26 protein-coding genes are annotated in these 21,006 nt (G+C 74.5%); 15 read left to right on the top strand and 11 right to left on the bottom strand.

Translation table 11 applies throughout. From position 1 onward, the window contains the following. Positions 1-244: 244 nt before the first annotated feature. Both ACQZ2A_RS14605 and ACQZ2A_RS14600 read left to right on the top strand, forming a co-directional pair. Positions 245-1,300: an alcohol dehydrogenase catalytic domain-containing protein gene (locus ACQZ2A_RS14605; RefSeq protein WP_430212431.1), complete on the top strand. Its 1,056-nt coding sequence runs from the start codon at positions 245-247 to the stop codon at positions 1,298-1,300. 59 nt (positions 1,301-1,359) lie between these two features. Beyond that, positions 1,360-1,992 (top strand): class I SAM-dependent methyltransferase, encoded by a 633-nt coding sequence (locus ACQZ2A_RS14600; RefSeq protein WP_430212428.1) that lies wholly within the window; start codon positions 1,360-1,362, stop codon positions 1,990-1,992. Between the two features lie 33 nt (positions 1,993-2,025). Here ACQZ2A_RS14600 and ACQZ2A_RS14595 read toward each other — a convergent pair whose 3' ends face one another. From ACQZ2A_RS14595 to trxA, 3 genes are all read right to left on the bottom strand, one after another. Continuing rightward, the gene (locus tag ACQZ2A_RS14595) at positions 2,026-2,187 is read right to left on the bottom strand and encodes a hypothetical protein (RefSeq protein ID WP_430212427.1); all 162 of its coding nucleotides are present in this window, start codon (positions 2,185-2,187) and stop codon (positions 2,026-2,028) included. An 82-nt stretch (positions 2,188-2,269) separates the two neighbouring features. After that, a complete protein-coding gene (locus tag ACQZ2A_RS14590) occupies positions 2,270-2,530 on the bottom strand; it encodes a metal-sensitive transcriptional regulator (protein ID WP_430212424.1) in 261 nt (86 codons plus the stop codon). 78 nt (positions 2,531-2,608) lie between these two features. Continuing rightward, positions 2,609-2,977, bottom strand: coding sequence for a thioredoxin (gene trxA / locus ACQZ2A_RS14585; RefSeq protein ID WP_430212422.1), 369 nt, complete (start codon positions 2,975-2,977; stop codon positions 2,609-2,611). 159 nt (positions 2,978-3,136) lie between these two features. Here trxA and ACQZ2A_RS14580 point away from each other — a divergent pair, with 159 nt between their 5' ends. Continuing rightward, the gene (locus ACQZ2A_RS14580; protein ID WP_430212419.1) at positions 3,137-4,135 is read left to right on the top strand and encodes a small ribosomal subunit Rsm22 family protein; all 999 of its coding nucleotides are present in this window, start codon (positions 3,137-3,139) and stop codon (positions 4,133-4,135) included. Positions 4,136-4,209: 74 nt separating this feature from the next. Continuing rightward, positions 4,210-4,488: an HU family DNA-binding protein gene (locus ACQZ2A_RS14575; RefSeq protein ID WP_430212418.1), complete on the top strand. Its 279-nt coding sequence runs from the start codon at positions 4,210-4,212 to the stop codon at positions 4,486-4,488. Positions 4,489-4,558: 70 nt separating this feature from the next. On the opposite strand, the gene ykgO is transcribed toward ACQZ2A_RS14575, so the two are convergent. Genes ykgO through ACQZ2A_RS14555 form a run of 4 tightly spaced genes read right to left on the bottom strand, consistent with a single transcriptional unit; the run spans position 4,559 to position 6,218 of the window. Further along, positions 4,559-4,681, bottom strand: coding sequence for a type B 50S ribosomal protein L36 (ykgO, locus tag ACQZ2A_RS14570; protein WP_430212415.1), 123 nt, complete (start codon positions 4,679-4,681; stop codon positions 4,559-4,561). Then, on the bottom strand, positions 4,678-4,845 hold the full coding sequence (gene rpmF, locus ACQZ2A_RS14565) for a 50S ribosomal protein L32 (RefSeq protein ID WP_430212412.1): 168 nt from the start codon (positions 4,843-4,845) through the stop codon (positions 4,678-4,680). The genes ykgO and rpmF overlap by 4 nt, the downstream gene beginning before the upstream one ends. A gap of 36 nt (positions 4,846-4,881) precedes the next feature. After that, a complete protein-coding gene (locus ACQZ2A_RS14560; protein WP_430212409.1) occupies positions 4,882-5,967 on the bottom strand; it encodes a CobW family GTP-binding protein in 1,086 nt (361 codons plus the stop codon). Further along, positions 5,964-6,218: a type B 50S ribosomal protein L31 gene (locus tag ACQZ2A_RS14555; protein WP_430212408.1), complete on the bottom strand. Its 255-nt coding sequence runs from the start codon at positions 6,216-6,218 to the stop codon at positions 5,964-5,966. Before ACQZ2A_RS14555 ends, ACQZ2A_RS14560 begins: the two co-directional genes overlap by 4 nt. 110 nt (positions 6,219-6,328) lie before the next feature. Here ACQZ2A_RS14555 and rpmB point away from each other — a divergent pair, with 110 nt between their 5' ends. The 6 genes from rpmB to ACQZ2A_RS14525 all read left to right on the top strand — a co-directional run bounded on the left by rpmB (position 6,329) and on the right by ACQZ2A_RS14525 (position 10,680). Then, positions 6,329-6,550, top strand: coding sequence for a 50S ribosomal protein L28 (rpmB, locus tag ACQZ2A_RS14550; RefSeq protein ID WP_226902657.1), 222 nt, complete (start codon positions 6,329-6,331; stop codon positions 6,548-6,550). Continuing rightward, positions 6,550-6,720, top strand: a complete 171-nt coding sequence (gene rpmG / locus ACQZ2A_RS14545; protein ID WP_430212405.1) for a 50S ribosomal protein L33 — start codon at positions 6,550-6,552, stop codon at positions 6,718-6,720. Before rpmB ends, rpmG begins: the two co-directional genes overlap by 1 nt. After that, on the top strand, positions 6,720-7,025 hold the full coding sequence (gene rpsN / locus ACQZ2A_RS14540; protein ID WP_430212403.1) for a 30S ribosomal protein S14: 306 nt from the start codon (positions 6,720-6,722) through the stop codon (positions 7,023-7,025). The genes rpmG and rpsN overlap by 1 nt, the downstream gene beginning before the upstream one ends. Before the next feature lie 153 nt (positions 7,026-7,178). Beyond that, positions 7,179-7,700: a YbhB/YbcL family Raf kinase inhibitor-like protein gene (locus tag ACQZ2A_RS14535; RefSeq protein WP_430212401.1), complete on the top strand. Its 522-nt coding sequence runs from the start codon at positions 7,179-7,181 to the stop codon at positions 7,698-7,700. 98 nt (positions 7,701-7,798) lie between these two features. After that, positions 7,799-9,277, top strand: a complete 1,479-nt coding sequence (locus ACQZ2A_RS14530; RefSeq protein WP_430212399.1) for a gamma-aminobutyraldehyde dehydrogenase — start codon at positions 7,799-7,801, stop codon at positions 9,275-9,277. A 26-nt stretch (positions 9,278-9,303) separates the two neighbouring features. Further along, positions 9,304-10,680 (top strand): aspartate aminotransferase family protein, encoded by a 1,377-nt coding sequence (locus ACQZ2A_RS14525; protein ID WP_430212397.1) that lies wholly within the window; start codon positions 9,304-9,306, stop codon positions 10,678-10,680. 38 nt (positions 10,681-10,718) lie between these two features. Here the strand turns inward: ACQZ2A_RS14525 and ACQZ2A_RS14520 are convergent, their stop codons facing one another. The 3 genes from ACQZ2A_RS14520 to ACQZ2A_RS14510 all read right to left on the bottom strand — a co-directional run bounded on the left by ACQZ2A_RS14520 (position 10,719) and on the right by ACQZ2A_RS14510 (position 13,449). After that, a complete protein-coding gene (locus tag ACQZ2A_RS14520) occupies positions 10,719-12,200 on the bottom strand; it encodes an MFS transporter (protein WP_430212395.1) in 1,482 nt (493 codons plus the stop codon). After that, on the bottom strand, positions 12,197-12,760 hold the full coding sequence (locus tag ACQZ2A_RS14515; RefSeq protein ID WP_430212392.1) for a TetR/AcrR family transcriptional regulator: 564 nt from the start codon (positions 12,758-12,760) through the stop codon (positions 12,197-12,199). The genes ACQZ2A_RS14520 and ACQZ2A_RS14515 overlap by 4 nt, the downstream gene beginning before the upstream one ends. Before the next feature lie 143 nt (positions 12,761-12,903). Beyond that, entirely contained in the window at positions 12,904-13,449 is a 546-nt protein-coding gene (locus ACQZ2A_RS14510; RefSeq protein WP_430212390.1) for a hypothetical protein, read from the bottom strand. Positions 13,450-13,630: 181 nt separating this feature from the next. Between ACQZ2A_RS14510 and ACQZ2A_RS14505 the strand changes: the two genes are divergently transcribed. From ACQZ2A_RS14505 to ACQZ2A_RS14495, 3 genes are all read left to right on the top strand, one after another. Then, positions 13,631-14,323 carry a response regulator transcription factor gene (locus ACQZ2A_RS14505; protein ID WP_430212387.1) on the top strand — a complete coding sequence of 231 codons (693 nt, stop codon included), beginning with the start codon at positions 13,631-13,633 and terminating at the stop codon, positions 14,321-14,323. Then, positions 14,323-15,678, top strand: coding sequence for a sensor histidine kinase (locus ACQZ2A_RS14500; RefSeq protein WP_430212386.1), 1,356 nt, complete (start codon positions 14,323-14,325; stop codon positions 15,676-15,678). The genes ACQZ2A_RS14505 and ACQZ2A_RS14500 overlap by 1 nt, the downstream gene beginning before the upstream one ends. Positions 15,679-15,780: 102 nt before the next feature. Beyond that, entirely contained in the window at positions 15,781-19,086 is a 3,306-nt protein-coding gene (locus ACQZ2A_RS14495) for an SNF2-related protein (protein ID WP_430212383.1), read from the top strand. A gap of 6 nt (positions 19,087-19,092) precedes the next feature. Here ACQZ2A_RS14495 and ACQZ2A_RS14490 read toward each other — a convergent pair whose 3' ends face one another. Further along, positions 19,093-19,668 carry a YceI family protein gene (locus tag ACQZ2A_RS14490; RefSeq protein WP_430212380.1) on the bottom strand — a complete coding sequence of 192 codons (576 nt, stop codon included), beginning with the start codon at positions 19,666-19,668 and terminating at the stop codon, positions 19,093-19,095. Positions 19,669-19,721: 53 nt separating this feature from the next. Here ACQZ2A_RS14490 and ACQZ2A_RS14485 point away from each other — a divergent pair, with 53 nt between their 5' ends. After that, the gene (locus ACQZ2A_RS14485; RefSeq protein ID WP_430212379.1) at positions 19,722-20,366 is read left to right on the top strand and encodes a TetR/AcrR family transcriptional regulator; all 645 of its coding nucleotides are present in this window, start codon (positions 19,722-19,724) and stop codon (positions 20,364-20,366) included. 91 nt (positions 20,367-20,457) lie between these two features. Beyond that, on the top strand, positions 20,458-20,877 hold the full coding sequence (locus ACQZ2A_RS14480) for a DUF4440 domain-containing protein (RefSeq protein WP_430212377.1): 420 nt from the start codon (positions 20,458-20,460) through the stop codon (positions 20,875-20,877). Positions 20,878-21,006: the final 129 nt, after the last annotated feature.

Below are 21,006 nucleotides of genomic sequence, written 5' to 3'. Positions count from 1 at the left end.
CTCCTCCGGGGGGCGCTCGCGCCATTGCTGCAACGAATTCCGTTGACGCCCCTGCCGATCCGGCGACCGTAGGTGAGCGACGGGTGCCCTGACCGTGGGGAACGCCCCCACAGTGCGACCGCCGGAGTGTGGTGCCGAGACACCGGCCCGGCAGGACTCGGGGGCGGGTCGAGGTGGAACCCGACCGCGAGACGGCCCGACATCACCTCGACCCGGCCGGCACCTCCGCTGGCAGGCTGGGCCCGTGCGAGCCCTCGTCTACGACGCCTTCCGCGAACCGCTGCGGCTCACCGCCCTGCCCGACCCCACCGCACCCCCCGGCGGGGTCGTCGTCCGGGTGACGAGCGCCGGCCTGTGCCGCAGCGACTGGCACGGCTGGATGGGTCACGACGACGACATCGCGACCTTCCCGCACGTCCCCGGCCACGAGCTCGTCGGTGTCGTCGAGTCCGTGGGCGAGGGGGTCGACGGCTCGTGGGTCGGCCGTCCCGTCACGGCGCCCTTCGTCCAGGCCTGCGGGCGCTGCGCCACGTGCGCGGCCGGCGAGGGCCAGGTGTGCCCGCACCAGCGCCAGCCCGGCTTCACCGACCCGGGATGCTTCGCCGAGCGCGTCGTCGTGCACGCGGCGGACACCAACCTCGTCCCACTGCCCGCCGCCGTCGACCCCGCGGCGGCCGCCGGGCTCGGGTGCCGCGTCGCCACGGCGCACCGGGCCGTCGTCGCCCGGGGCCGGGTCGCTCCCGGCGACACCGTCCTCGTCAGCGGGTGCGGCGGCGTCGGCCTGGCGGCAGTGGCGATCGCCGTCGCGGCGGGCGCCCGCGTCTGCGCCACCGACCTCGACCCCACCTCGCGCGCCCGCGCCGAGGCCCTCGGTGCCGAGCACACCCTGGATGCCGGGCTCCCCGCGTCCGAGCTCGTTGCCGCGGTCGTCGAGTGGTCCGGCGGCGGCGCGCGTGTGGGCATCGAGGCCGTGGGCTCGCCGGAGGCCTGCCGCGCCGGCATTCTCGCCCTCGGCCGCCGCGGGCGGCACGTGCAGGTGGGCCTGCTGCCGCCGGCCGGCGGCGCAGCCACCGTGCCGATGGAGCGCGTCATCGGCTGGGAGCTCGACGTCCTCGGCAGCCACGGGATGGCCGCCGCCGACTACGCCGCGCTCCTCGCCGACGTCGCGGACGGCCGACTCGACCTCGCGGCCCTGCTGGCCCCGGGCGACCCCGTCGGCCTCGAGGAGGCCGGCACCCTCCTCGCGGCGATGGGCGAGTCGGGTTCGCGCGGAATGGTGCTCGTCGACCCCGCCCGCTGACCGACGCACACCGGACGGCACGCTGGCCACCGGCCGCCGGCCGCGCCACACTGGGGGTCATGGGCGTGCGGACGTGGTGGGACGAGCGGGTGCTGCCGCGCCTGACGCACCGGGCCTGCCAGGGCGCCGACGTCGACCGGTGGCGCGCACCGGTGTGCGCCCGGGCGGAGGGGGTGGTCCTCGACATCGGCTTCGGCTCCGGTCCGAACCTCGAGCACTACCCTCCCGTGGTGACCCGGGTCCTCACGGCCGAGCCGTCGGACCTGGCCTGGGAGCTGGCGGCGCCCCGCATCGAGTCCTTCGGTCGCCCCGTCGAGCGCACCAGTCCCGACGCCGCCGACCTCTCGACGCTCGCCGACGGGTCGGTCGACACCGTCGTCACGGCGTGGGCGCTGTGCACGGTGCCCGAGGTGGAAGCGGCCCTGCGGGAGGCCCGGCGCGTGCTGCGGCCCGGCGGGGCGCTGCACTTCGTCGAGCACTCGCTCGCCCCCGATGCCGGCACGGTGCGGCTGCAGCGCTTCGTCCAGCCGGTGTGGGGCCGGATGGCCGGTGGCTGCCACGTCGACCGCGACCTGCCACGGCTCATCGAGGCCGCCGGCTTCGAGGTCGACCTCGCCGACGCCCGCTACATCGCGCCGGGCCCGATGCGGGCCTGGGGCTGGTTCGTCACCGGCACCGCCCGCCCTGCCTGACGGCGGGGTCGGGCCGGGTGGGGCGGCGAGCGGTCAGCGGCCGAACAGCTTCCCGAGGAGACCCGTGGACGGCTCGCCCTGGTGGCCGGGGCAGCGGTCGGCGGAGGGCACGCCCCGCATCACCTGGTCGACGTGCTGGCCGCAGCCGGCCCAGGTGGTCTTGCCGCACTGGCGGCAGGTCACGGCTCGGCACATGGAGAGCTCCTCGGGCGACGACGTGTCAGAACGACTCCACCATACCCCCCAGGGTATGTCTCCGCCAATCGGGACAGCGCCCTCAGGCGAGGGAGAGGAAGAGCTTCTCCATCGCCTCGACGTCCATCGTCCCGCCCTCGGGGTCGGTGATGCACTGCCGCAGCCCGAGCGCGATGACGGCGAAGCCGGCCCGGTCGAGGGCCTTGGAGACCGCCGCCAGCTGGGTGACGATGTCCTGGCAGTCGCGGCCGTCCTCGATCATCTTGAGGATCCCCCCGATCTGGCCCTGGGCGCGCCGCAGCCGCTTGACGACGGCCTGCATCTCGGTGGCGTCGAGCTCCATGTCGGGTGTCCCCCTGGGGTCGTGAGCGGACTGCCGACTGTACCCCGGGAGGTACCCGGGGAGTCGGGAACGAGCAGGTCAGCCTGCGGTGGTCTGGGCGGCCACCTGGGCACGCACCTCGTCCATGTCGAGGGCCTTGATGCCCTCGAGAACCTGCTCGAGCGCGGCCGGGGGGAGGGCGCCGGCCTGGCGGAAGACGAGGATGCCGTCGCGGAAGCCCATGAGGGTCGGGATCGAGGTGATCTGGGCGGCGCCGGCCAGCGCCTGCTCGGCCTCGGTGTCGACCTTGCCGTGCACGACGTCGTCGTGCGCGTCGCTGGACTTCTCGAAGGTCGGGGCGAACTGGCGGCACGGGCCGCACCACGAGGCCCACCAGTCGACGAGGACGATCCCCTCGTCCCCGATGGTCTTCTCGAACGTCTCGGCCGTGAGGTCCACGGTGGCCATGTCAGCTCCTCGGTGCGTCGTTGCTGGTCCGTCCTGGTCAACAGAATACCCCTGTGGGTATGTTCCCGGACCCGGTCTCGAGGGGGTTCAACGTCCTGGACGCCCCGGTTCATCCCGGCCCACCCGTCCGGACCGGCCCGCCGGGCGGGAGGATGCGGTGTGCCCCTGCCCCTGAACCGTGCCCTCGAGGCCGTCCTCGACGGGGCCGACCCCGAGCGCCTGCGCCGGGCGACGACCCGGCTCATCGACGTCTACCGGTCCGGGGCGCCCCCGACCGAGCAGGTGCTGAGCGACCGGGTGTCGGCCACCGCGTACGCCGCCTACCGGATGCCCGCCACGCACGCCGCCGTCGCCCGGGTGCTGCGGTACGCGCTCGAGGTGGCACCAGACCTCGCGCCGCACTCGCTCGTCGACGTCGGCGGAGGCACGGGGGCGGCCGCCTGGGCCGCGGCCGATGCCTTCCCGGGGCTGGCCTCCGTCGAGGTCGTCGACGGCTCGGCCGATGCGCTGGCCGTCGGCGCTGACGTCGCGCGCCACGGGCCGCGCGCCCTGGCCGGCGCGCGGTGGACCCGCCGCGACCTCGGCGGCGGCCGGGCCCTGCCCCGGGCCGACCTCGTGACCGTGGCGTACGTCCTCGGCGAGCTCGGCCCGGACCTGCGCGACCGCGTGGTCGACGCCGCCGCGGACGCCGCGAGCGAGGCCGGCGCGGTGGTCGCCGTGCTCGAACCGGGGACCCCGCGCGGCTTCGCGGCGGCGCTGGCGGCGCGCGACCGGCTGCTCGCCGCCGGATGGCACGTGCTGGCGCCCTGCCCCCACGAGGCCGCCTGCCCGCTGGCGGCCGCGGGCGACTGGTGCCACCTCGCGGTCCGGCTCGACCGGACGGCGCTGCACCGCCGCCTCAAGGGCGCCGCGCTCGGCCACGAGGACGAGAAGGTGGCCTACGTCGTCGCCCGCCGAACGCCCGCCGACACCCCCGCGGGGCGCGTGCTGAGGCATCCGGTGACCCGCAAGGGACTGGTGCAGCTGGAGCTCTGCCGGGATGACGGCACGGCCTCGCGGGAGGTCGTCAGCCGGCGTCAGGGCCCGCGCTACCGGGCCGCGCGCCACGCCGGGTGGGGGGACCAGTGGCCTCCGGAGGGAACGGACCCGGCAGACTGACCGTTGACGCCGCCGGAGTCCTCCGGCGGTAGCGTCGGAACTTCAGCACCGAACGACTCACGAGGAAAGGTCCCATGTCGACCAAGAAGGACATCGCCCAGGCCGTCGCCCAGCGCACGGACGTCTCCGCCACCGCTGCCGAGGAGATCATCTCCGCGGCGTTCGACGTGGTCGCCGAGCACCTCGCCAAGGGTGAGGACGTCAAGCTCGCCGGCTTCGGCAGCTTCGAGACCCGCGAGCGCGCCGCGCGCACCGGCCGCAACCCGCAGACCGGCGAGGAGATCCAGATCGCCGCGTCGACCTCCGTCGGCTTCAAGGCCGCCGCGCAGCTCAAGCGCGCCGTCAACGGCTGACCCAGCCGTTCACGCCCGGACGGGGCGCCGACCACCACGGTCGGCGCCCCGTTCGCGTGCCTGCGGGGGCTCAGCCCTGGCGCGCCTTGAAGCGCGGGTTCTGGCGGTTGATGACGTAGACCCGGCCGCGCCGCCGCACGATCTGGGACCCCGGTACGTTCTTGAGCGACCGGATGCTCGCGCGCACCTTCATCGCACCTCCACCCGGCCCTCGGCGACGGCCCGGACGAGCCGGCGGGGGACGACGGCCTCGCGGCCGTCGACGGTGAGGGGGATGAGGTCGGGCACGGCGGCCTTCCAGTTCGCCCGGCGGTGACGGGTGTTGCTGCGCGACGTGCGGCGCTTGGGGACGGCCACGAGGGTCTCCTTCTCTCGGGTGGATGGTCGAGCGGGTCAGGCGACCCGGCGGATGGGTCCGAGCCAGGGCTCGAGGCCGTCGGTGGCGACGTCCCAGTACGGGCCGCGCGCCTCGAGCTCGGCATCGGTGAGTAGGCACTCGGCGAAGACGCGCCGCAGCTCCTCGCGCGCGTCGTCCTCGCGCAGACCGGTGACGAGGATGCGGGTCAGCGGGCGCGAGCGGCCCCACTCCCCCTGCAGGCCGACGCTCAGCTGGCCGCCCGCGCCGTCCCAGGCCGCCACCGCGCCGGGGCGGCTGGCGAGCCAGAAGCATCCTCGCGAGCGGAACGGCCCGCCGCCGAGGACGTCGACACGGTCGTGGAGGCGCCCCGGGTGGAACGGCCGGTCCGCGACGAGCTCGAGGCTCCACACGTGGTGGCCCTCGGCCGCACGGCTCGGGCCGTCGTGGACCTCGCCGACCCAGGCCTCGGTGGCGTCGTGGTCGTGCAGGCCGGGCAGCAGCTGGTCGGCGCGCAGGCCCGGCCAGTCGCGGGTCACCAGGGCCCCCGGCCGCACGAGGTGACGGACGAGCTCCAGCCCGGCGTCCGGGGTGTCACCGAAGAGCGCGACAAGGTCGGCGTACTCGACCATCCCGCCGAGCACCTCGCCCACCCCGCGCCGGTCGGTCCCGAGCGTCCCGAGGTCGCGCTCGGGGAGGATCTCGTCGCCCAGGACGTCGTCGAGCACACGGGCCCCGTCGAGGGCGGCGACCACGCCGGCGATGCGCACGCTGGGGGCGACCGTGGGGTCCCAGCCGAGGACGCGGCAGACCGAGAGCCCGTCCGCGGCCACCGGCAGGTGGGTGACGACCGCGCCCCAGCGCCCGAGGGAGCCGAGGCGCTCGAGGGTCGGCAGGACGTCCTCGCGCACGGCGCAGCTGGAGCAGGCGTGCTCGAGCGGCACGACCTCCCGCTCGAGCAGCCCGGTGAGGTCCGAGACCGTCCGCACGAGGTGGCCGGCGGCGGCGTCCAGGTCGTGTCGGACGACGACGGCGTCCGGCAGGTCGAACTGCAGACCGATGGTGGCGGCGGCCATCGAGTCGGCGTCCAGGCCGGTGACGAGGAAGACCGGGGCGCCGCTCACGACGCGCTCCCGGGCCGGCCGTAGCGGCGGTTGAACCGCTCGACGCGGCCCTCGCTGTCGAGGGTGCGTGCCCGTCCGGTCCAGAACGCGTGGGAGTCGGCCGAGACCTCGACGTCGATGACCGGGTAGGTCGCGCCGTCGAGCTCGACCGTCGCGTCGGGCACGCGGGTCGAGCGGGTGAGGAACATCGCGCCGGTCGAGCGGTCGCGATAGACGACCTGTTCGTAGCGCGGGTGGATGCCGGGACGCACGCGCCCCTCCTTCCGGATCGGGGAATGTTTTGATAACGGTTCTCATTCTATGTCATGGTGACCGCGTCACCGCAACCACCCAGGAGGTCCCACCCGTGTCCCGCACGTGCATGGTCACAGGAGCCACCCCCGGCTTCGGCCACCGCATCTCGCACTCGCACCGCCGCACCAAGCGCCGGTTCGACGTCAACGTCCAGCACAAGCGCTACTGGGTGCCGAGCCTGGGCCGGTTCGTCCGGCTCACGGTGTCCGCCCGGGGCATCAAGACCATCGACGCCCGCGGCATCGACGCGGTCGTCACCGACCTGCTCCGGAAGGGAGTGAAGCTCTGATGGCGAAGAAGTCCGCCGACGTCCGCCCGAAGATCGTCCTGCGCTCGAGCGCGGGGACGGGCACGAGCTACGTCACCGAGAAGAACCGGCGCAACGACCCCGACCGGCTCGTCCTGCGCAAGTACGACCCGAAGGTGCGCCGGCACGTCGGGTTCAAGGAGTCGCGCTGATGGCGAAGCGGAGCCTGTGCGTCGCCGACGAGCGGCGGCGAGCGGTCGTCGGGCGGCACGCGGAGCGACGGGCCGCCCTCAAGGATGCGGCTCGCGACCCGCGGGCGAGCGAGGAGGAGCGCGCCGCGGCCCGGCTCGGGCTGCAGCGCCTCCCCCGCGACGCGTCCCCGACGCGGCTCGTGAACCGCGACGTCGTCGACGGCCGGCCGCGGGCGGTGTACCGCCGGTTCGGGCTCTCCCGGGTCCGGCTGCGCGAGATGGCCCACCGCGGCGAGCTGCCGGGGGTCACCAAGAGCTCCTGGTGACCCGCCGCCACCCGATCTTCCCGACTCATTGCGCATCCGCCACCCTGAGAGCGCTCTCCGCGCCCTCCGGAGGTGGTGGATGCGCAATAAGTGGGGACGGTCCGGGGTTGGCCCTGGGGACCGCACTCCCCCGACGTCGCAGGAGATGACCGCATGAGCCTCGAGCGCCCCACCGCCCCGAACCCGTACGAGATGCTGCCCGCCGTCCCGTCGTTCACCGTGACGAGCGAGGACGTCACCGACGGCGCGCCCCTCAAGGACGACCAGGTCGCCGACCGCGGCAACACCTCGCCCCAGGTCTCGTGGAGCGGCGCCCCCGAGGGCACCCAGAGCTACGTCGTCACCGTCTTCGACCCGGACGCCCCCACCCCGTCGGGCTTCTGGCACTGGGTGCTCGTCGACGTCCCGGCGGAGGTGACGTCGCTGGCCTCCGGCGCCGCCGCGGGCGACCTGCCCGGGAAGGCCTTCCACGTCCGCAACGACGGCGGTGAGGCCGGCTTCACGGGCGCCGCCCCGCCGCAGGGCGATGTCCCCCACCGCTACTACCTCGTCGTGCACGCCGTCTCCGGGCCCACGCTCGGGGTCGATGCGGACGCCTCCCCCGCCGTGGTGTCCTTCAACCTGGCCTTCAAGACGCTCGGCCGGGCGGTCATCCACGGGACCTACCAGCACTGATGACAGCAGCCGTCGACGACCTCGGCGACGGATTCCGCGGCGCCACCGCGCCCCCGCTGCCCTTTCCGGCAGCGGGGGCGCCCCGTATGCTCACGAGCATGCACCAGTACATCGGCGGCGAGCGGCGCGCCGCGAGCACCGGCGAGACCTTCGCCGTCCTCGACCCCAGCACCGACGAGACGGTCGAGACCGTCACCCTGGCCGGCCCCGACGACGTCGACGCCGCGGTCGCTGCCGCACGCGGAGCCTTCGCCGAGTGGTCGCGGGCCACGCCGGTGGAGCGCGCCACCGTCCTCACGAAGGCCGCGGCGCTCCTCGACGAGCGGGCCGAGGAGATCGCCCAGCTCGAGTCGCGCCAGGCCGGCAAGCCGATCCGCCTCGCCCGCGAGTTCGACGTCCCCGGCACCGTCGACAACACCGCCTTCTTCGGGGCCGCCGCCCGCCGCCTCGACGGGATGGCGAGCGGCGAGTACTCCGGCGACCACACGAGCTCCATCCGCCGCGAGCCGATCGGCGTCGTCGGCTCGATCGCCCCGTGGAACTACCCGCTGCAGATGGCGGCCTGGAAGGTGCTGCCGGCCATCGCCGCCGGCAACACGATCGTCCTCAAGCCGGCCGAGATCACCCCCCTCACCTCGCTGCTCTTCGCCGAGGCGTTCACCGAGGCCGGCGCCCCGGCCGGCGTCGTCAACGTCGTCACCGGCACCGGGCCGGTCGCCGGCGAGCACCTCGTGGGCCACCCCGACGTCGCGATGACCTCGTTCACCGGCTCCACGGCCGTCGGCCGCCGGGTGATGGCCACCGCCTCCGCCACCGGCAAGCGCGTCCACCTGGAGCTCGGCGGCAAGGCGCCCTTCGTCGTGTTCGACGACGCCGACCTCGAGGCCGCCGTCCACGGCGCGGTCGCCGGCTCGCTCATCAACACCGGCCAGGACTGCACCGCGGCCACCCGGGCGATCGTCCACCGCTCGGTCCACGACGAGTTCGTGCGCGGCGTCGCCGACCTCTTCGCCCAGGTGCGCATCGGCGCCACCTCCGACCCGGCCACCGACCTCGGCCCGCTCTCCTCGCGGGCCCACCAGGACAAGGTCGCCGGGATGGTCGAGCGCGCCCGCGGCTACGCGAAGGTCGTCACCGGCGGGGCCGCCCCGGGCGGTGAGCTGGCGCGCGGCTCGTACTACGAGCCGACCCTCGTCACCGACGTGCCGCTCGACTCCGAGATCTGGACCGACGAGGTGTTCGGGCCGGTGCTCGTCGTCGTCCCGTTCGACGACGACGACGAGGCCATCCGCCTGGCCAACGACACCGAGTTCGGGCTGGCGGCGTCCGCGTGGACCCGCGACACCTACCGCGCCGGTCGCGCCTCGCGCGAGATCGCGGCAGGCTGCGTGTGGGTCAACGACCACATCCCGATCATCAGCGAGATGCCGCACGGTGGGTACAAGCACTCCGGCTTCGGCAAGGACATGTCCGCGTACTCGTTCGACGAGTACACGAACGTCAAGCACGTCATGCACGACATCACCGGCGCGGCCCACAAGCCGTGGCACCGGACGATCTTCACCCTGCCGGGCTGACCCGGCCGACCGAAAGGCCTTCTGCGATGACCGAGTTCGCCTCCCCCGACGTCCAGCCCGACACCGACAAGGGTGCGCAGGTCGCACGTGACGACCGGGCGCACGTCTTCCACTCGTGGTCCGCGCAGGCGCAGATCGCGCCGCTGCCCATCGCCGGGGCCTCGGGCTCGTACTTCTGGGACTTCGAGGGCAAGAAGTACCTCGACTTCTCGAGCCAGCTGGTGAACGTCAACATCGGCTACCAGCACCCCAAGCTCGTCGCCGCCATCCAGGAGGCCGCGGCCCGCCAGTGCACCATCGCGCCGAGCTTCGCCGACGAGTCGCGCTCCGAGGCGGCCCGGATGATCGCCGAGCGCGCCCCGGGCGACCTCGACAAGGTGTTCTTCACGAACGGCGGCGCCGAGGCCACCGAGAACGCGATGCGGATGGCGCGCATCCACACCGGCCGCCACAAGATCCTCACGACCTACCGCAGCTACCACGGCGCGACGAGCGGCTCCATCCTCGCGACGGGCGAGCCGCGCCGCTGGGGATCCGAGCCCGGCGCAACCGGATTCGTGCACTTCTGGGGCCCCTACCCGTTCCGGTCGGCGTTCCACTCGACCTCCCCCGAGCAGGAGTGCGAGCGCGCGCTGCAGCACCTGCGCGACACGATCATGGTCGAGGGGCCGCAGACCATCGCCGCGATCATGCTCGAGACGGTGGTCGGGACCAACGGCATCCTCGTGCCGCCGGACGGCTACCTCGCCGGTGTCCGCGAGCTCTGCGACGAGCACGGCATCCTCTGGATCGCCGACGAGGTGATGGCCGGCTTCGGGCGCTGCGGCGAGTGGTTCGCCGTCGACCACTGGGGCCTGGCCCCCGACCTCATCTGCTTCGCCAAGGGCGTCAACAGCGGCTACGTGCCGCTCGGCGGCGTCGTGATGTCGGCCCGCGTCGCGGCGACCTTCGACGACCGCCCCTACCCCGGTGGCCTCACCTACTCGGGCCACCCGCTGGCCTGCGCCTCGGCCGTCGCGTCGATGCGGATCTTCGAGGAGGAGGGCATCCTCGAGCACGTCCGGAAGATGGCCGACACGGTCATCGGGCCGCGCCTCGAGGAGATCCGCGCCAAGCACCCGTCGGTCGGCGAGGTGCGTGGGCTCGGGGTGTTCTGGGCGCTCGACCTCGTCAAGGACACGACGACCAACGAGGCGCTCGTGCCGTACAACGCCTCGGGCGAGGCCGCGAAGCCGATGGGCGAGCTGATGGCCGCCTGCAAGGCCGAGGGCCTCTGGCCGATGACGCACTTCAACCGGCTGCACGTCGTGCCGCCGTGCACGACGACCGCCGAGGAGCTGGCCGAGGGCCTTGACGTCCTCGACCGTGCGCTCGACGTCGCCGACGCGCACGTCACCGCCTGACCAACCCGCACCGCTGAGCCCTCCGGGTGCCGGAGGGCTCAGTGGTGCGCGTCGTCGAGCGTCAGCCCGGCAGGCACCAGCCGCCACACGGCCCACGCCGCGAGGGCGGTGAGCACCGCGCCGACGGCACCGACGGCCGCGAAGGCGGTGACGAACGCGTCGGCCGCCACGCCGAAGGACGGCCCGCCGACGGCACCGGCCACCGACTCGCGGACGGCGGCGCCCATGTCGTCGGGCAGGCCCGCGCGGTAGACGGCGCCGACGAGGCTGCCGAGGAAGGTGATGCCGAGGACGGCACCCAGCTCGTAGGTGATCTCCTCCACGGCGGCCGCGGAGCCCGCCTGCACGTCGGTGGCCGCGCCCATGATGAGCGCCGACCCCAGCCCGAGGGCCGAGGTGCCGAGCCCGACCACCGCGAACGCGACGGCCACCCAGGGGTAGGTCGCCGGCACGAGGGCCAGCAGGGCCAGGCCCATCGAGAGCACCACGAGACCACCCGACAGCACCAGCCGCGGGCTCGTGCGCGCCGCCAGCGCCGGGGCGAACGGCGAGGCGACCATCGCCCCGACGGCGAGCGGCAGGAGCGCGACACCCGACTCCAGGGGGCTCCAGCCCTCGACGAGCTGCAGCCACTGGCTACCGACGAAGAGCACGGCGGCCATCGCGGCGCTGCTCGCGAGCGCGGCGACCACCCCGGCCCGGAGGACCGGCTGGCCGAAGAGGCGGACGTCGAGCATCGGCCGGTCGGAGGCGAGCGACATCCGGGCGAAGGCGGCCAGCGCGGCGACACCGACGACGAGGAGGACGACGGTCGGCAGGGTCGGCCCGTACTTGCCGAGCTGCTTGGCGGCGTAGACGAACGCGGTCATGCCACCGGCCGAGAGGACGACACCCGCGGCGTCGATGCGACCCGGGCGCTGCGACCGGTTCTCGCGCAGCAGCCACAGCGCGGCGCCGATGGCGATGACCATCAGCGGCACGTTGAGGAGGAAGGCGGAGTGCCAGCTGAACGCCTCGAGCAGGGCACCTCCGACGACCGGGCCGACGGCGGCACCGAGCGCGGCCGTGGCGCCCCAGATGCTCAGCGCGAGCGTGCGCTCGCGGGCGTCGGGGAAGAGCGAGCGGATGAGCGAGAGGGTCGAGGGCATGACCATCGCACCGCCGATGCCGAGCAGCGCGCGGATCGTGATGACCGCCGCGCCACTGTCGGCCCAGAGGACGGCGACCGAGCCCACGCCGAAGACGGCGTAGCCGGTGACGAGCATCCGCTTGCGGCCCCACCGGTCGCCGAGGGCGGTCACCGGCACGAGGAGCCCGGCGAGCGCGAGCGCGTAGGCGTCGACGACCCAGAGCTGGGAGACCGAGCCCAGGCCGAGCTCCTCGGACATCTCGGGCAGGGCCACGTTGAGGACGGTCATGTCCATGACGACGACCAGCAGGCTCGCCGCGAGGACGGCCAGCGCCCACCAGCGGCGGGGGTCGGCGGCGGTGCGGACGGGGGGCGGGGTGAGGACGGTCATGACGCCACCGCGCCCGAGAACAGGGTCGACAGGACGATGCGCCCGGCGTCGCGACGGGCGACGTCGCCGACGCGGACGGCCTCGCGCGCGGCCACGAGCAGGCCGTAGATGGCGTGCCCGACCCAGCGCAGCGGCAGGTCGGCGCGCAGCACCCCGGCCCGCTGGGCGGCGGCGAGCAGGACCGACTCGCGGTCCTCGAGCACCTGGGTGCGGGCCACGAGGTCGGCGTTGGCGAGGATGACCTGGTCGGTCAGCGCGAAGCCGAAGTCGTCGGAGTCGGCGACGTAGCCGAGGACGAGCGCCTCGAGCGTGGCGCGCAGCCGGGCGGCGTCGCCGGTGGCGGCCACGCCCTCCACGTCGGCGTCGTCGAGCCGGCGCTCCCACTGGTCGAGGGAGCGCGTGCCGAGCTCGACGAGCAGCGCTTCGCGCGAGTCGAACTGGCGGTGCAGCGTGGCCCGGCTGATGCCCGCGGCCTCGGCGACGGCCCCCATCGATGCGCTCGCGTCGGCGTTGAGGGCCCGCTGGGCGGCGCCCAGCACGTGGCGGCGGTCAGCGGCCATGGTCTGCATCCTTCGTCGTCGGCGATGTGAGACACTACTGTCTCATATGCGACGTCGCAGTCTCAAACCGCAGCCCGACCGCCGCCGGTCCCTCCCGATCACGGGGTGGGTGCCGGCCCTGCACCGGCACCCACCGCGCGGGCTCAGGTGGCGCTCGGCGATGCGGACGGGGAGGGCGAGGGGTTGGCCGGCTTCTGCGGCAGCTCGACGCCGCAGGTCTTCGCGGCGGCGGCGAGGTCGGCGCGGACGGCCTGACGCTGCTCCTTGGTGAGCGGACCCCAGGGACGCGACACCTTGGCGTCGTCGAGGCACTGCTTCTGCGTGTCGGTCAGCGAGCCCCAGAACGCCCGGGCCTTCGGGAAGGGCAGCTCGACGCCGCACTTCGCGGCCGCGGCGGTCACCTGGTCGCGCAGCGCCTTCTTCTCGGCGTCGTCGAGCGGGCCGACGGGGCGGCTGACCTTGGCGTCCTCGAGGCACTGCTTCTCGGTGTCGCTCAGCTTCTTCCACCAGCCGCGCCCCGGGTGGAGCTTCGCCTGGGGGGCGGTGTCGTCGGCGGTCGAGGCGGCGGCCACGGCATCGACGGCGGCGACCGGCGCCGGGGCGGCGGTCGCGCTCGTGGCGACGATGCCGGTGGTGACGGCGGCGCCGCCGACGGCGAGCGCGACGAGGGAGGTGCGGAGGGCGGGCATCGGGGCTCCTTGGGGGTGCGTGGTGCGGTGACGGTGGCAACGCTCCCGCCCGACCCTCGCGCCCACCCCGAGCCCACCTCGCGACTTCCTGAAGGTCCATCGCGAGCAGCACGGCGGTCCTTCAGGAAGTCCCGAGGTTTCCTCCAGACGTGACCCGGTCTCCCGTGGCACGGTGGGCGCCGTGGCCGAGACCCCCGCACCGCGCGTCCTCGTCGTCGACGACGAGGAGAACATCGCCTACCTCGTCTCCTCCGCCCTGCGCCTGGCCGGGATGGACGTCACGACCGCGGCCACCGGTGAGGAGGCGCTGGCCACCGCCGCCCGCACCGCCCCCGACGTCGTGGTCCTCGACGTGATGCTCCCCGACCTCGACGGCTTCGAGGTGCTGCGCCGGCTGCGCGCGACCGGCAGCACCGCTCCCGTCCTCTTCCTCACCGCGCGCACCGACACCGCCGACCGGGTCCGCGGTCTGACCAGCGGCGGCGACGACTACGTCACGAAGCCGTTCGCCCTCGAGGAGCTCGTCGCGCGGGTGCACGTCGCGCTGCGCCGGGCCGGCACCGCCGCCGCCCCGAGCGGGCGCCATCGCGTGCACGACCTCGTGCTCGACGAGGACCAGCACCGCGTCTGGCGCGGCGACACCGAGGTGCACCTGACGGCCACCGAGTTCAGCCTGTTGCGCCTGCTCCTCGTCAACGCCGGACGGGTCGTCAGCCGGGCGCAGATCCTGGACCACGTGTGGCAGTACGACTTCGCGGGCGAGACGGCCATCATCGAGTCGTTCGTCTCGACCCTGCGCAAGAAGGTGGATGCCGTCCCGCCCAAGCTCGTCCACACCGTCCGGGGTGTGGGCTACACCGTGCGGGAGCCGTGATGACGCTGCGCCGCCGGCTCGTGGTCGCGGTGTCCGCGCTGGCCGTGCTCGCCGTGGTCACGGGCGTGGCGGTCGTCCTCGTCCAGCGGGCCTTCCTCCTCGGGCGTCTGGACGCCGAGATCACTGCTCTCGCGCAGAACCCGCGCGCGGTACTGCTCGCCTCGCAGCGCGCGGACGGCGCCGTGGCCACCGCGGCCCTGAGCGACGTCTACGTCGGGCGGATGTCCGGGGACGGCCGGCTCACCACGGTCCTGGCCCCGCAGACCGACCCCGACCTCGTGCCCGCCCTGGCCGCCGGCGAGCGCGTCACCGCCCCCGAGGGCCGGCCCACGGCATCCGGTGCGGCACAGCGGGTCCGCGTCGTCACGGTGCCGCTGGCCAATGGGCGTGCGCAGGCGGTCATCGCCGTGCCGACCACCGCCGCCGACGCGGCGACCCGCCGGCTCGCGCTGACCCTCGGTCTGGCCGGTCTCGTGGCCGCGGTCTTCGTCGGCGTGCTGCTCTGGTGGGTGGACCGGCTCGGGCTGCGCCCCATCGCCCAGATGACCGAGGCGGCCGGCGCCATCTCGGCGGGCGACACCTCGCGGCGTGTCCCACCCGGCCCGCCGGGCACCGAGGCGGCCCGGCTCGGGCAGGCGCTGAACACGATGATCGACACGACCTCGGCCACCAACGAGCGGATGCGCCGCTTCGTCGCCGACGCCTCGCACGAGCTGCGCACCCCCCTGACCACCGTCGGCGGGTACGCGGCGCTGCACGCGGCCCGCCCGGCCGGCCCCCTCGACGCGGACGGCCGCAGCGAGGTCGACGACGCGATGCGGCGCATCGGCGACGAGGCCGCCCGGATGCGCCGGCTCGTCGACGGCCTGCTCGACCTCACCGGGCTCGAGTCGCCGGACGGCCTGCGCCGCGGGCCGGTCGACCTCGCGATCGTGCTGCGCGACGTCTGCTCCGACCTGCGGGTCGTGGCGCCCGACCGCGCGGTCACCCTCGACGCACCGGAGCACCTCCCCGTCACCGTGGACCGCGACCGCGTGACGCAGGCCCTCGTCGGCCTCACCTCGAACGCGGTGCGCCACACCCCGGCCGGCACCCCGGTCACGCTGAGGGTGCTCGTCCGGCCGGGATGGGTGCGGGTCGAGGTGGCCGATGCCGGGCCGGGCATCCCCGCCGAGCACCTGCCGCACCTCGTGGAACGGTTCTACCGGGTCGACCGCTCCCGGTCCTCGGGCAGCGGCGGCTCCGGGCTGGGGCTGGCCGTGGTCGACGCGGTGGCCCGGGCCCACGGGGGGTCGCTGGAGGTGGCCTCGGAGCCGGGGCGCGGCAGCACCTTCGCCCTCGTGCTGCCCGCCTGACCCTGTGGACGGAGGCGGCGGATGTCGCCGCGGCGACGTACGCTCGGGTGTTCAGGGTTCGCCGGCGCAGGGGCGTCCCGCATCGGGTGGAGGAGGGTGTGCGTGGCCCGGGTCGTCTCGGCCGCTCGGCTCGCCGAGCTGACCAACCGCGAGCTCGGCGACGTGTGCGGCACCGTCACCGTCGCGCGCGGGCTCGCGTACGCGCGCGAGGGCCGGGTCGTCGACGTCGAGGTCTCCGCCGACGGCGCGCACGCCACCGGGTGGGTCGGCGGCAGCGCCGGGCAGACCTACACGACGCACGTCGCGCTGCGGCCCGAGGAGGAGGGCGGCCGGCAGCGGCTCCGGCGCTGGCACAGCCAGTGCTCCTGCCCGGTCGCCGGCGACTGCAAGCACGCCGTCGCGGTGGCGGCCCGCGTCCGCGACCTCTCGCCGGCGCCCGCCGCCCCCGACGAGCCGCCCACGCCCACCTGGGAGCGCGCGCTCGGCGGCCTCCTCGACGAGGACGTCCCCCGCGACGTCACGCCCGTGGGGCTGCTCATCGAGTCCGCGAGCGCGCAGAAGGGGCGCGTGCGCGTCACCGAGGACACCGGCCGCGGGCAGCTGCGGCTGCGCCCGGTCGTTCCCGGGGTCCGCGGCGCCTGGATCCGCACGGGCGTCTCCTGGGAGTCCTTCGCCGGCGGGTACTACGGGTACGGCCGGGTCGTCTTCTCCGACGCCCACATCGACGCGCTCACCGCGGTCGCCGACGCCCACCGCCGCTCGGTGCGGGCCTTCGGGTACGGCCGGATGCCCGACGCCATCCTCCTCGACCACCTCGGCCCCGGATGGGTTGCCCTGCTGCGGGCCGCCGACCGCGCCGGGGTCCGCCTGCTCACCGACCTCGACGGCAGCGGTGAGGTCGCCTTCGCCCCCGACCCCGCGGAGCTCGTCGTCGACATCGAGCGCACCGACGACGGCGCCACCCTCCATCCGCGCCTCGACCTGCCCGTCGGCCCCGGCACCGACACCCACCTCGTCGGCTCGCCGGCCACCGGCTTCTGGCTCCGCGACGACGACACCCTCGTCCTCGGCGCGCTCACCGAGCCCCTCGACGCCACCCGCCAGCGCCTCCTCGACCTCGGCGTCGTCGAGGTCCCCGAGGCCGACTGGGCGCGCTTCACGGTCACCCACCTGCCGGGGCTGCGGCGCAAGGCGCGGGTGCGCAGCCTCTCCCCCGAGCTCGACCTCCCCGAGGCCGTGCCCCCGCGCCTGCACCTCACGGTCACCGTCGAGCCCGGCCACCGCACCCACCTGACCTGGGGGTTCCGCTACGGCGGGCCGAACGGGGTGCACGTCGCCCTCGGCTCCGAGGACCCCGACCCGATGCGCGACCGCTCCGCCGAGCGCGTGCTGGAGGGCCGGCTGCGGGACGTCCCGGACGTCGCGGGGTTCGCGGCGCTCTGGCAGGTCGTCGCGCACCAGCCGCACCTGGTGCCCGAGGTCCGCTTCCACGGGTTCACCACCGTCGGGTTCTCCCAGCTGCTGCCCGTCCTCGAGGAGCTGCCGTTCCTCGACGTCGAGGTGCACGGCGAGGTCGCCGAGTACACCGAGGTCGACGAGGCGCCGCTCATCCAGGTTTCCACCGGCGACCGCCCCGGCGGCGGTACGGGGTCGGCCACCGACTGGTTCGACCTCGAGATCTCGGTGACCGTCGCCGGCGAGGACGTCCCGCTCGCGCCGCTCATCGAGGCCATCGCGCGCAAGCACGAGCACCTCATCCTCGACTCCGGCACGTGGTTCGCCCTCGACCGCCCCGAGCTCGAGACGCTGCGGCGGCTCGTCGAGGAGGCGCGCTCGCTCCAGGACAAGCCCTCCGACCCGATGCGCATCTCGGCCGTGCACGTCGGGCTCTGGGAGGAGCTCGCGGCCCTCGGGGTGGTCGAGGAGCAGAGCGACCGGTGGACGCGCACGGTCGGCCGGCTCGTCGGCACCGGCGACCTCGAGCCGGCCGAGGTGCCGGCCGGCCTCGACGCCACGCTGCGGCCCTACCAGGTCGACGGCTTCCGGTGGCTCTCGATGCTCTGGGACTGCGGCCTCGGCGGGGTGCTCGCCGACGACATGGGCCTCGGCAAGACCGTCCAGATGCTCGCGATGGTCCTGCGCGCCCAGGAGCGCGGTGAGCTCGAGCACCCTGTGCTCGTCGTCGCCCCCACCTCCGTGCTCTCCACGTGGGCCGGCGAGGCGGCGCGGTTCGCGCCGTCGCTGCGCACGGCGGTGGTCGAGCGCACCCGCGGCAAGGACCGCCGCAGCCTCGCCGACGCCGTCGGCGACGCCCACATCGTCATCACCTCGTACACGGTGGCGCGCATCGACGAGGAGCAGTTCCGGGCCCGGCCGTGGGGCGCGGTCGTCCTCGACGAGGCGCAGTTCGTGAAGAACCACCAGGCCAAGACCTACCAGGCCGTCCGGCGTCTCTCCGCCAGAGCGAAGTTCGCCATCACGGGCACCCCGCTCGAGAACTCGCTGATGGACCTCTGGTCGCTGCTGTCCATCGTCGCGCCGGGGCTGCACCCGCGGCCGGGCGCCTTCAAGGAGCAGTGGGCGAACCCCATCGAGCGCGACGGCGACGCCGACCGGCTCGCCACGCTGCGCCGGCGCATCCGGCCGCTCATGCTGCGTCGCACCAAGGAGTCGGTCGCCACCGAGCTGCCGCCGAAGCAGGAGCAGGTGCTCACCGTCGACCTGCACCCGCGGCACCGCGCCGTCTACGACCGGCACCTCCAGCGCGAGCGGCAGCGGTTGCTCGGGCTCATCGACGACCTCGACGGCAACCGGATGGCGGTGCTGCGCGCCCTCACCGCGCTGCGCCAGCTCTCCCTCGACCCCGCGCTCGTCGACGACGAGTACGCGGGGCTGGCCGAGTCGGCCAAGGTCGAGGCGCTCGTCGAGCACGTCACCGAGCTCGCCGGCGAGGGGCACCGGGCGCTGGTCTTCTCGCAGTTCACCGGCTTCCTCGGCATCGTCCGGCGGCGGCTCGAGGCCGAGGGCATCGCCTACGAGTACCTCGACGGCCGCACCCGCGACCGCGCCGACCGCATCGCCGCCTTCCGCGACGGCGAGGCACCGGTGTTCCTCATCTCGCTCAAGGCCGGCGGGTTCGGCCTCACGCTCACCGAGGCCGACTACGTCTTCGTGCTCGACCCGTGGTGGAACCCCGCCGCCGAGGCCCAGGCCATCGACCGCGCGCACCGCATCGGGCAGACCAAGCCGGTCAACGTCTACCGCCTGGTGTCCCGGAACACGGTCGAGGAGAAGGTCATCGCCCTCCAGGAGCGCAAGCGCGACCTCTTCACCAAGGTCGTCGACGAGGGCGCTGCGATGAGCCGGGCGCTGACCGCCGACGACCTGCGCGGCCTGCTCTCCGACTGACCCGCGTCAGGGCCGCGGCGCCTCGGTGAGGAGCAGCTCGACGTCGAGGTCGAGGTACCGGCCGATGACCAGCGTCGGCACCTTCATCCCCAGGCCCCGCCGGTCCAGGCGACCGGTCACCCCGACGACGGCACCGCCGGAGCCGCCGTCGAGCAGGCGCGCGCGCAGGGCCAGCGGGCAGGACCCGCCGCGCGCCGAGAGGGTGGCCGAGAGCTCCCACCCCTCGGGCCCGGCAGCGGCGGGACCGGCCGTCACGACGACGCGGGGGTGCGCCGCCGTGTCGAGCAGGCCCGGCTTGGCCAGGTCGCGGTCGCGCCGGGGGTTGCCGGTGTCCACCGAGGCCACGTCGAGCTCGAGCACCGCCTCGACGAGGGCGCCACCCGGACCGAGGACGGCCCGCCCCGACCGCAGTGGCAGCGAGCCGTGGACGATGGCGACCAGCTTGTCGCGCACCGAGAACCGGGCGTGGCCGGCACCGGGCACGACGTGCCAGACGCCGGCCGACAGGTCGGCCGGCATCGGCGCACGCAGCGGGCCGCTCCGCTGTCCGTCGGGTCGGGGTTGCTCCGTGACTCGTGCCATGACACGCCTCCCAAATGCAGTAATACTGAATTAGTGCATTTACTATGCATGACGTGACCGACGCCGACAAGAGGGTTTCCCCTGACCCGCGCGTCCGCCGCACCGAGCGCGCGGTCCTGCTGGCGGCCCGTGAGCTGTTCGAGCAGCAGGGGTACGCCGCCACGACGATGGCCCAGATCGCCGAGCGAGCCGAGTGCGCCGAGCGCACGCTCTTCCTCCGGTTCAGCAGCAAGGCCCTCCTCCTGCAGCGCCTCGTCGACGAGACCCTGGCGGGGTCGGTGTCCGGTGCGGCGCAACCCGATCCACGACGAACCGCGATGCTGGAGGCGCCGACCCTCGAGGAGCGCCTCCGGGCCTTCGCCGAGGGGACCGCGGACGCCCTGGTGCGGACCGGCCCGATGTTCGCGGTGGCCCGCGAGGCCGAGGCCAGCGAACCGGTCATCGCCGCGGCGTTCGACGCCGGGCGCCGCGGCAGCATGCGCGCGTCGCGACGGCTCTGGCAGCGCCTCGCCGACGACGGCCTGCTCCATCCCGGCGTCGACGTCGACTGGGTGGCGCAGACGGCCGGGCTGCTCGCCTCGCCCGACACCTACCTCGTGCAGCGCACCACGCTCGGCTGGTCCCGCGACGCCCTCGCCGCCTGGCTGTACCGCACCTGGACCCACCTCGCGACGACCCCCGGCCCGCCCGCCTCCTGACTCCCCGACCGCGAATGTGTGTGTACGCGCCGGCGTTTCGCGGCGTGTTCACACACGTTCGCGGAAGGGCGGGTGGTCGTAGGGTCGCGGGGTGGGGACTCCCGACGAGCAGGCGACAGTCGAGGCGGTGCTCGACACCTTCTTCGCGGCCTTCGCCACCGGCCCCGACCTCGACGAGCGGGTCGCGGCGCTCCGCGCCGTCCTGCACCCACGGGTCACCGTCGTGCGGCTGTGCGGGGAGCCGCCGCTGGTCCTCGACCTCGAGGGGTTCGTGGCGCCGCGGCACGCCCTGCTCGCCTCCGGTCGCCTCACCGGCTTCCGCGAGTGGCGGACCGGCGGCCACGTCGAGGTCGTCGGCGACATCGCGTCCTGGTGGGGTCCCTACGCCAAGGAGTGGCACGAGGGCGGTGTGCCGCAGACCGGTTCGGGCCACAAGGGCATCCACCTGGTCCGCGACGACGGGCGCTGGCTCGTCACCTCCGTCGTCTGGGACGACGACCCCCCGGCCTGACCCCCGGCGCCATCCCCCTGGAACGTGGGTGAAAAGCGTCGGTATACCGACGGTTTTCACCCACGTTCGGGGGAGAGGCCGGGGGTCGAGGTGAAAGGCGACCCGATCCCGGCCCGAAGTCACCTCGAC

It is taken from the genome of Phycicoccus avicenniae, from assembly GCF_050496545.1.
Lineage (GTDB): Bacteria > Actinomycetota > Actinomycetes > Actinomycetales > Dermatophilaceae > Phycicoccus > Phycicoccus avicenniae_A.
This window is presented reverse-complemented; position numbering and strand designations above follow the sequence as displayed.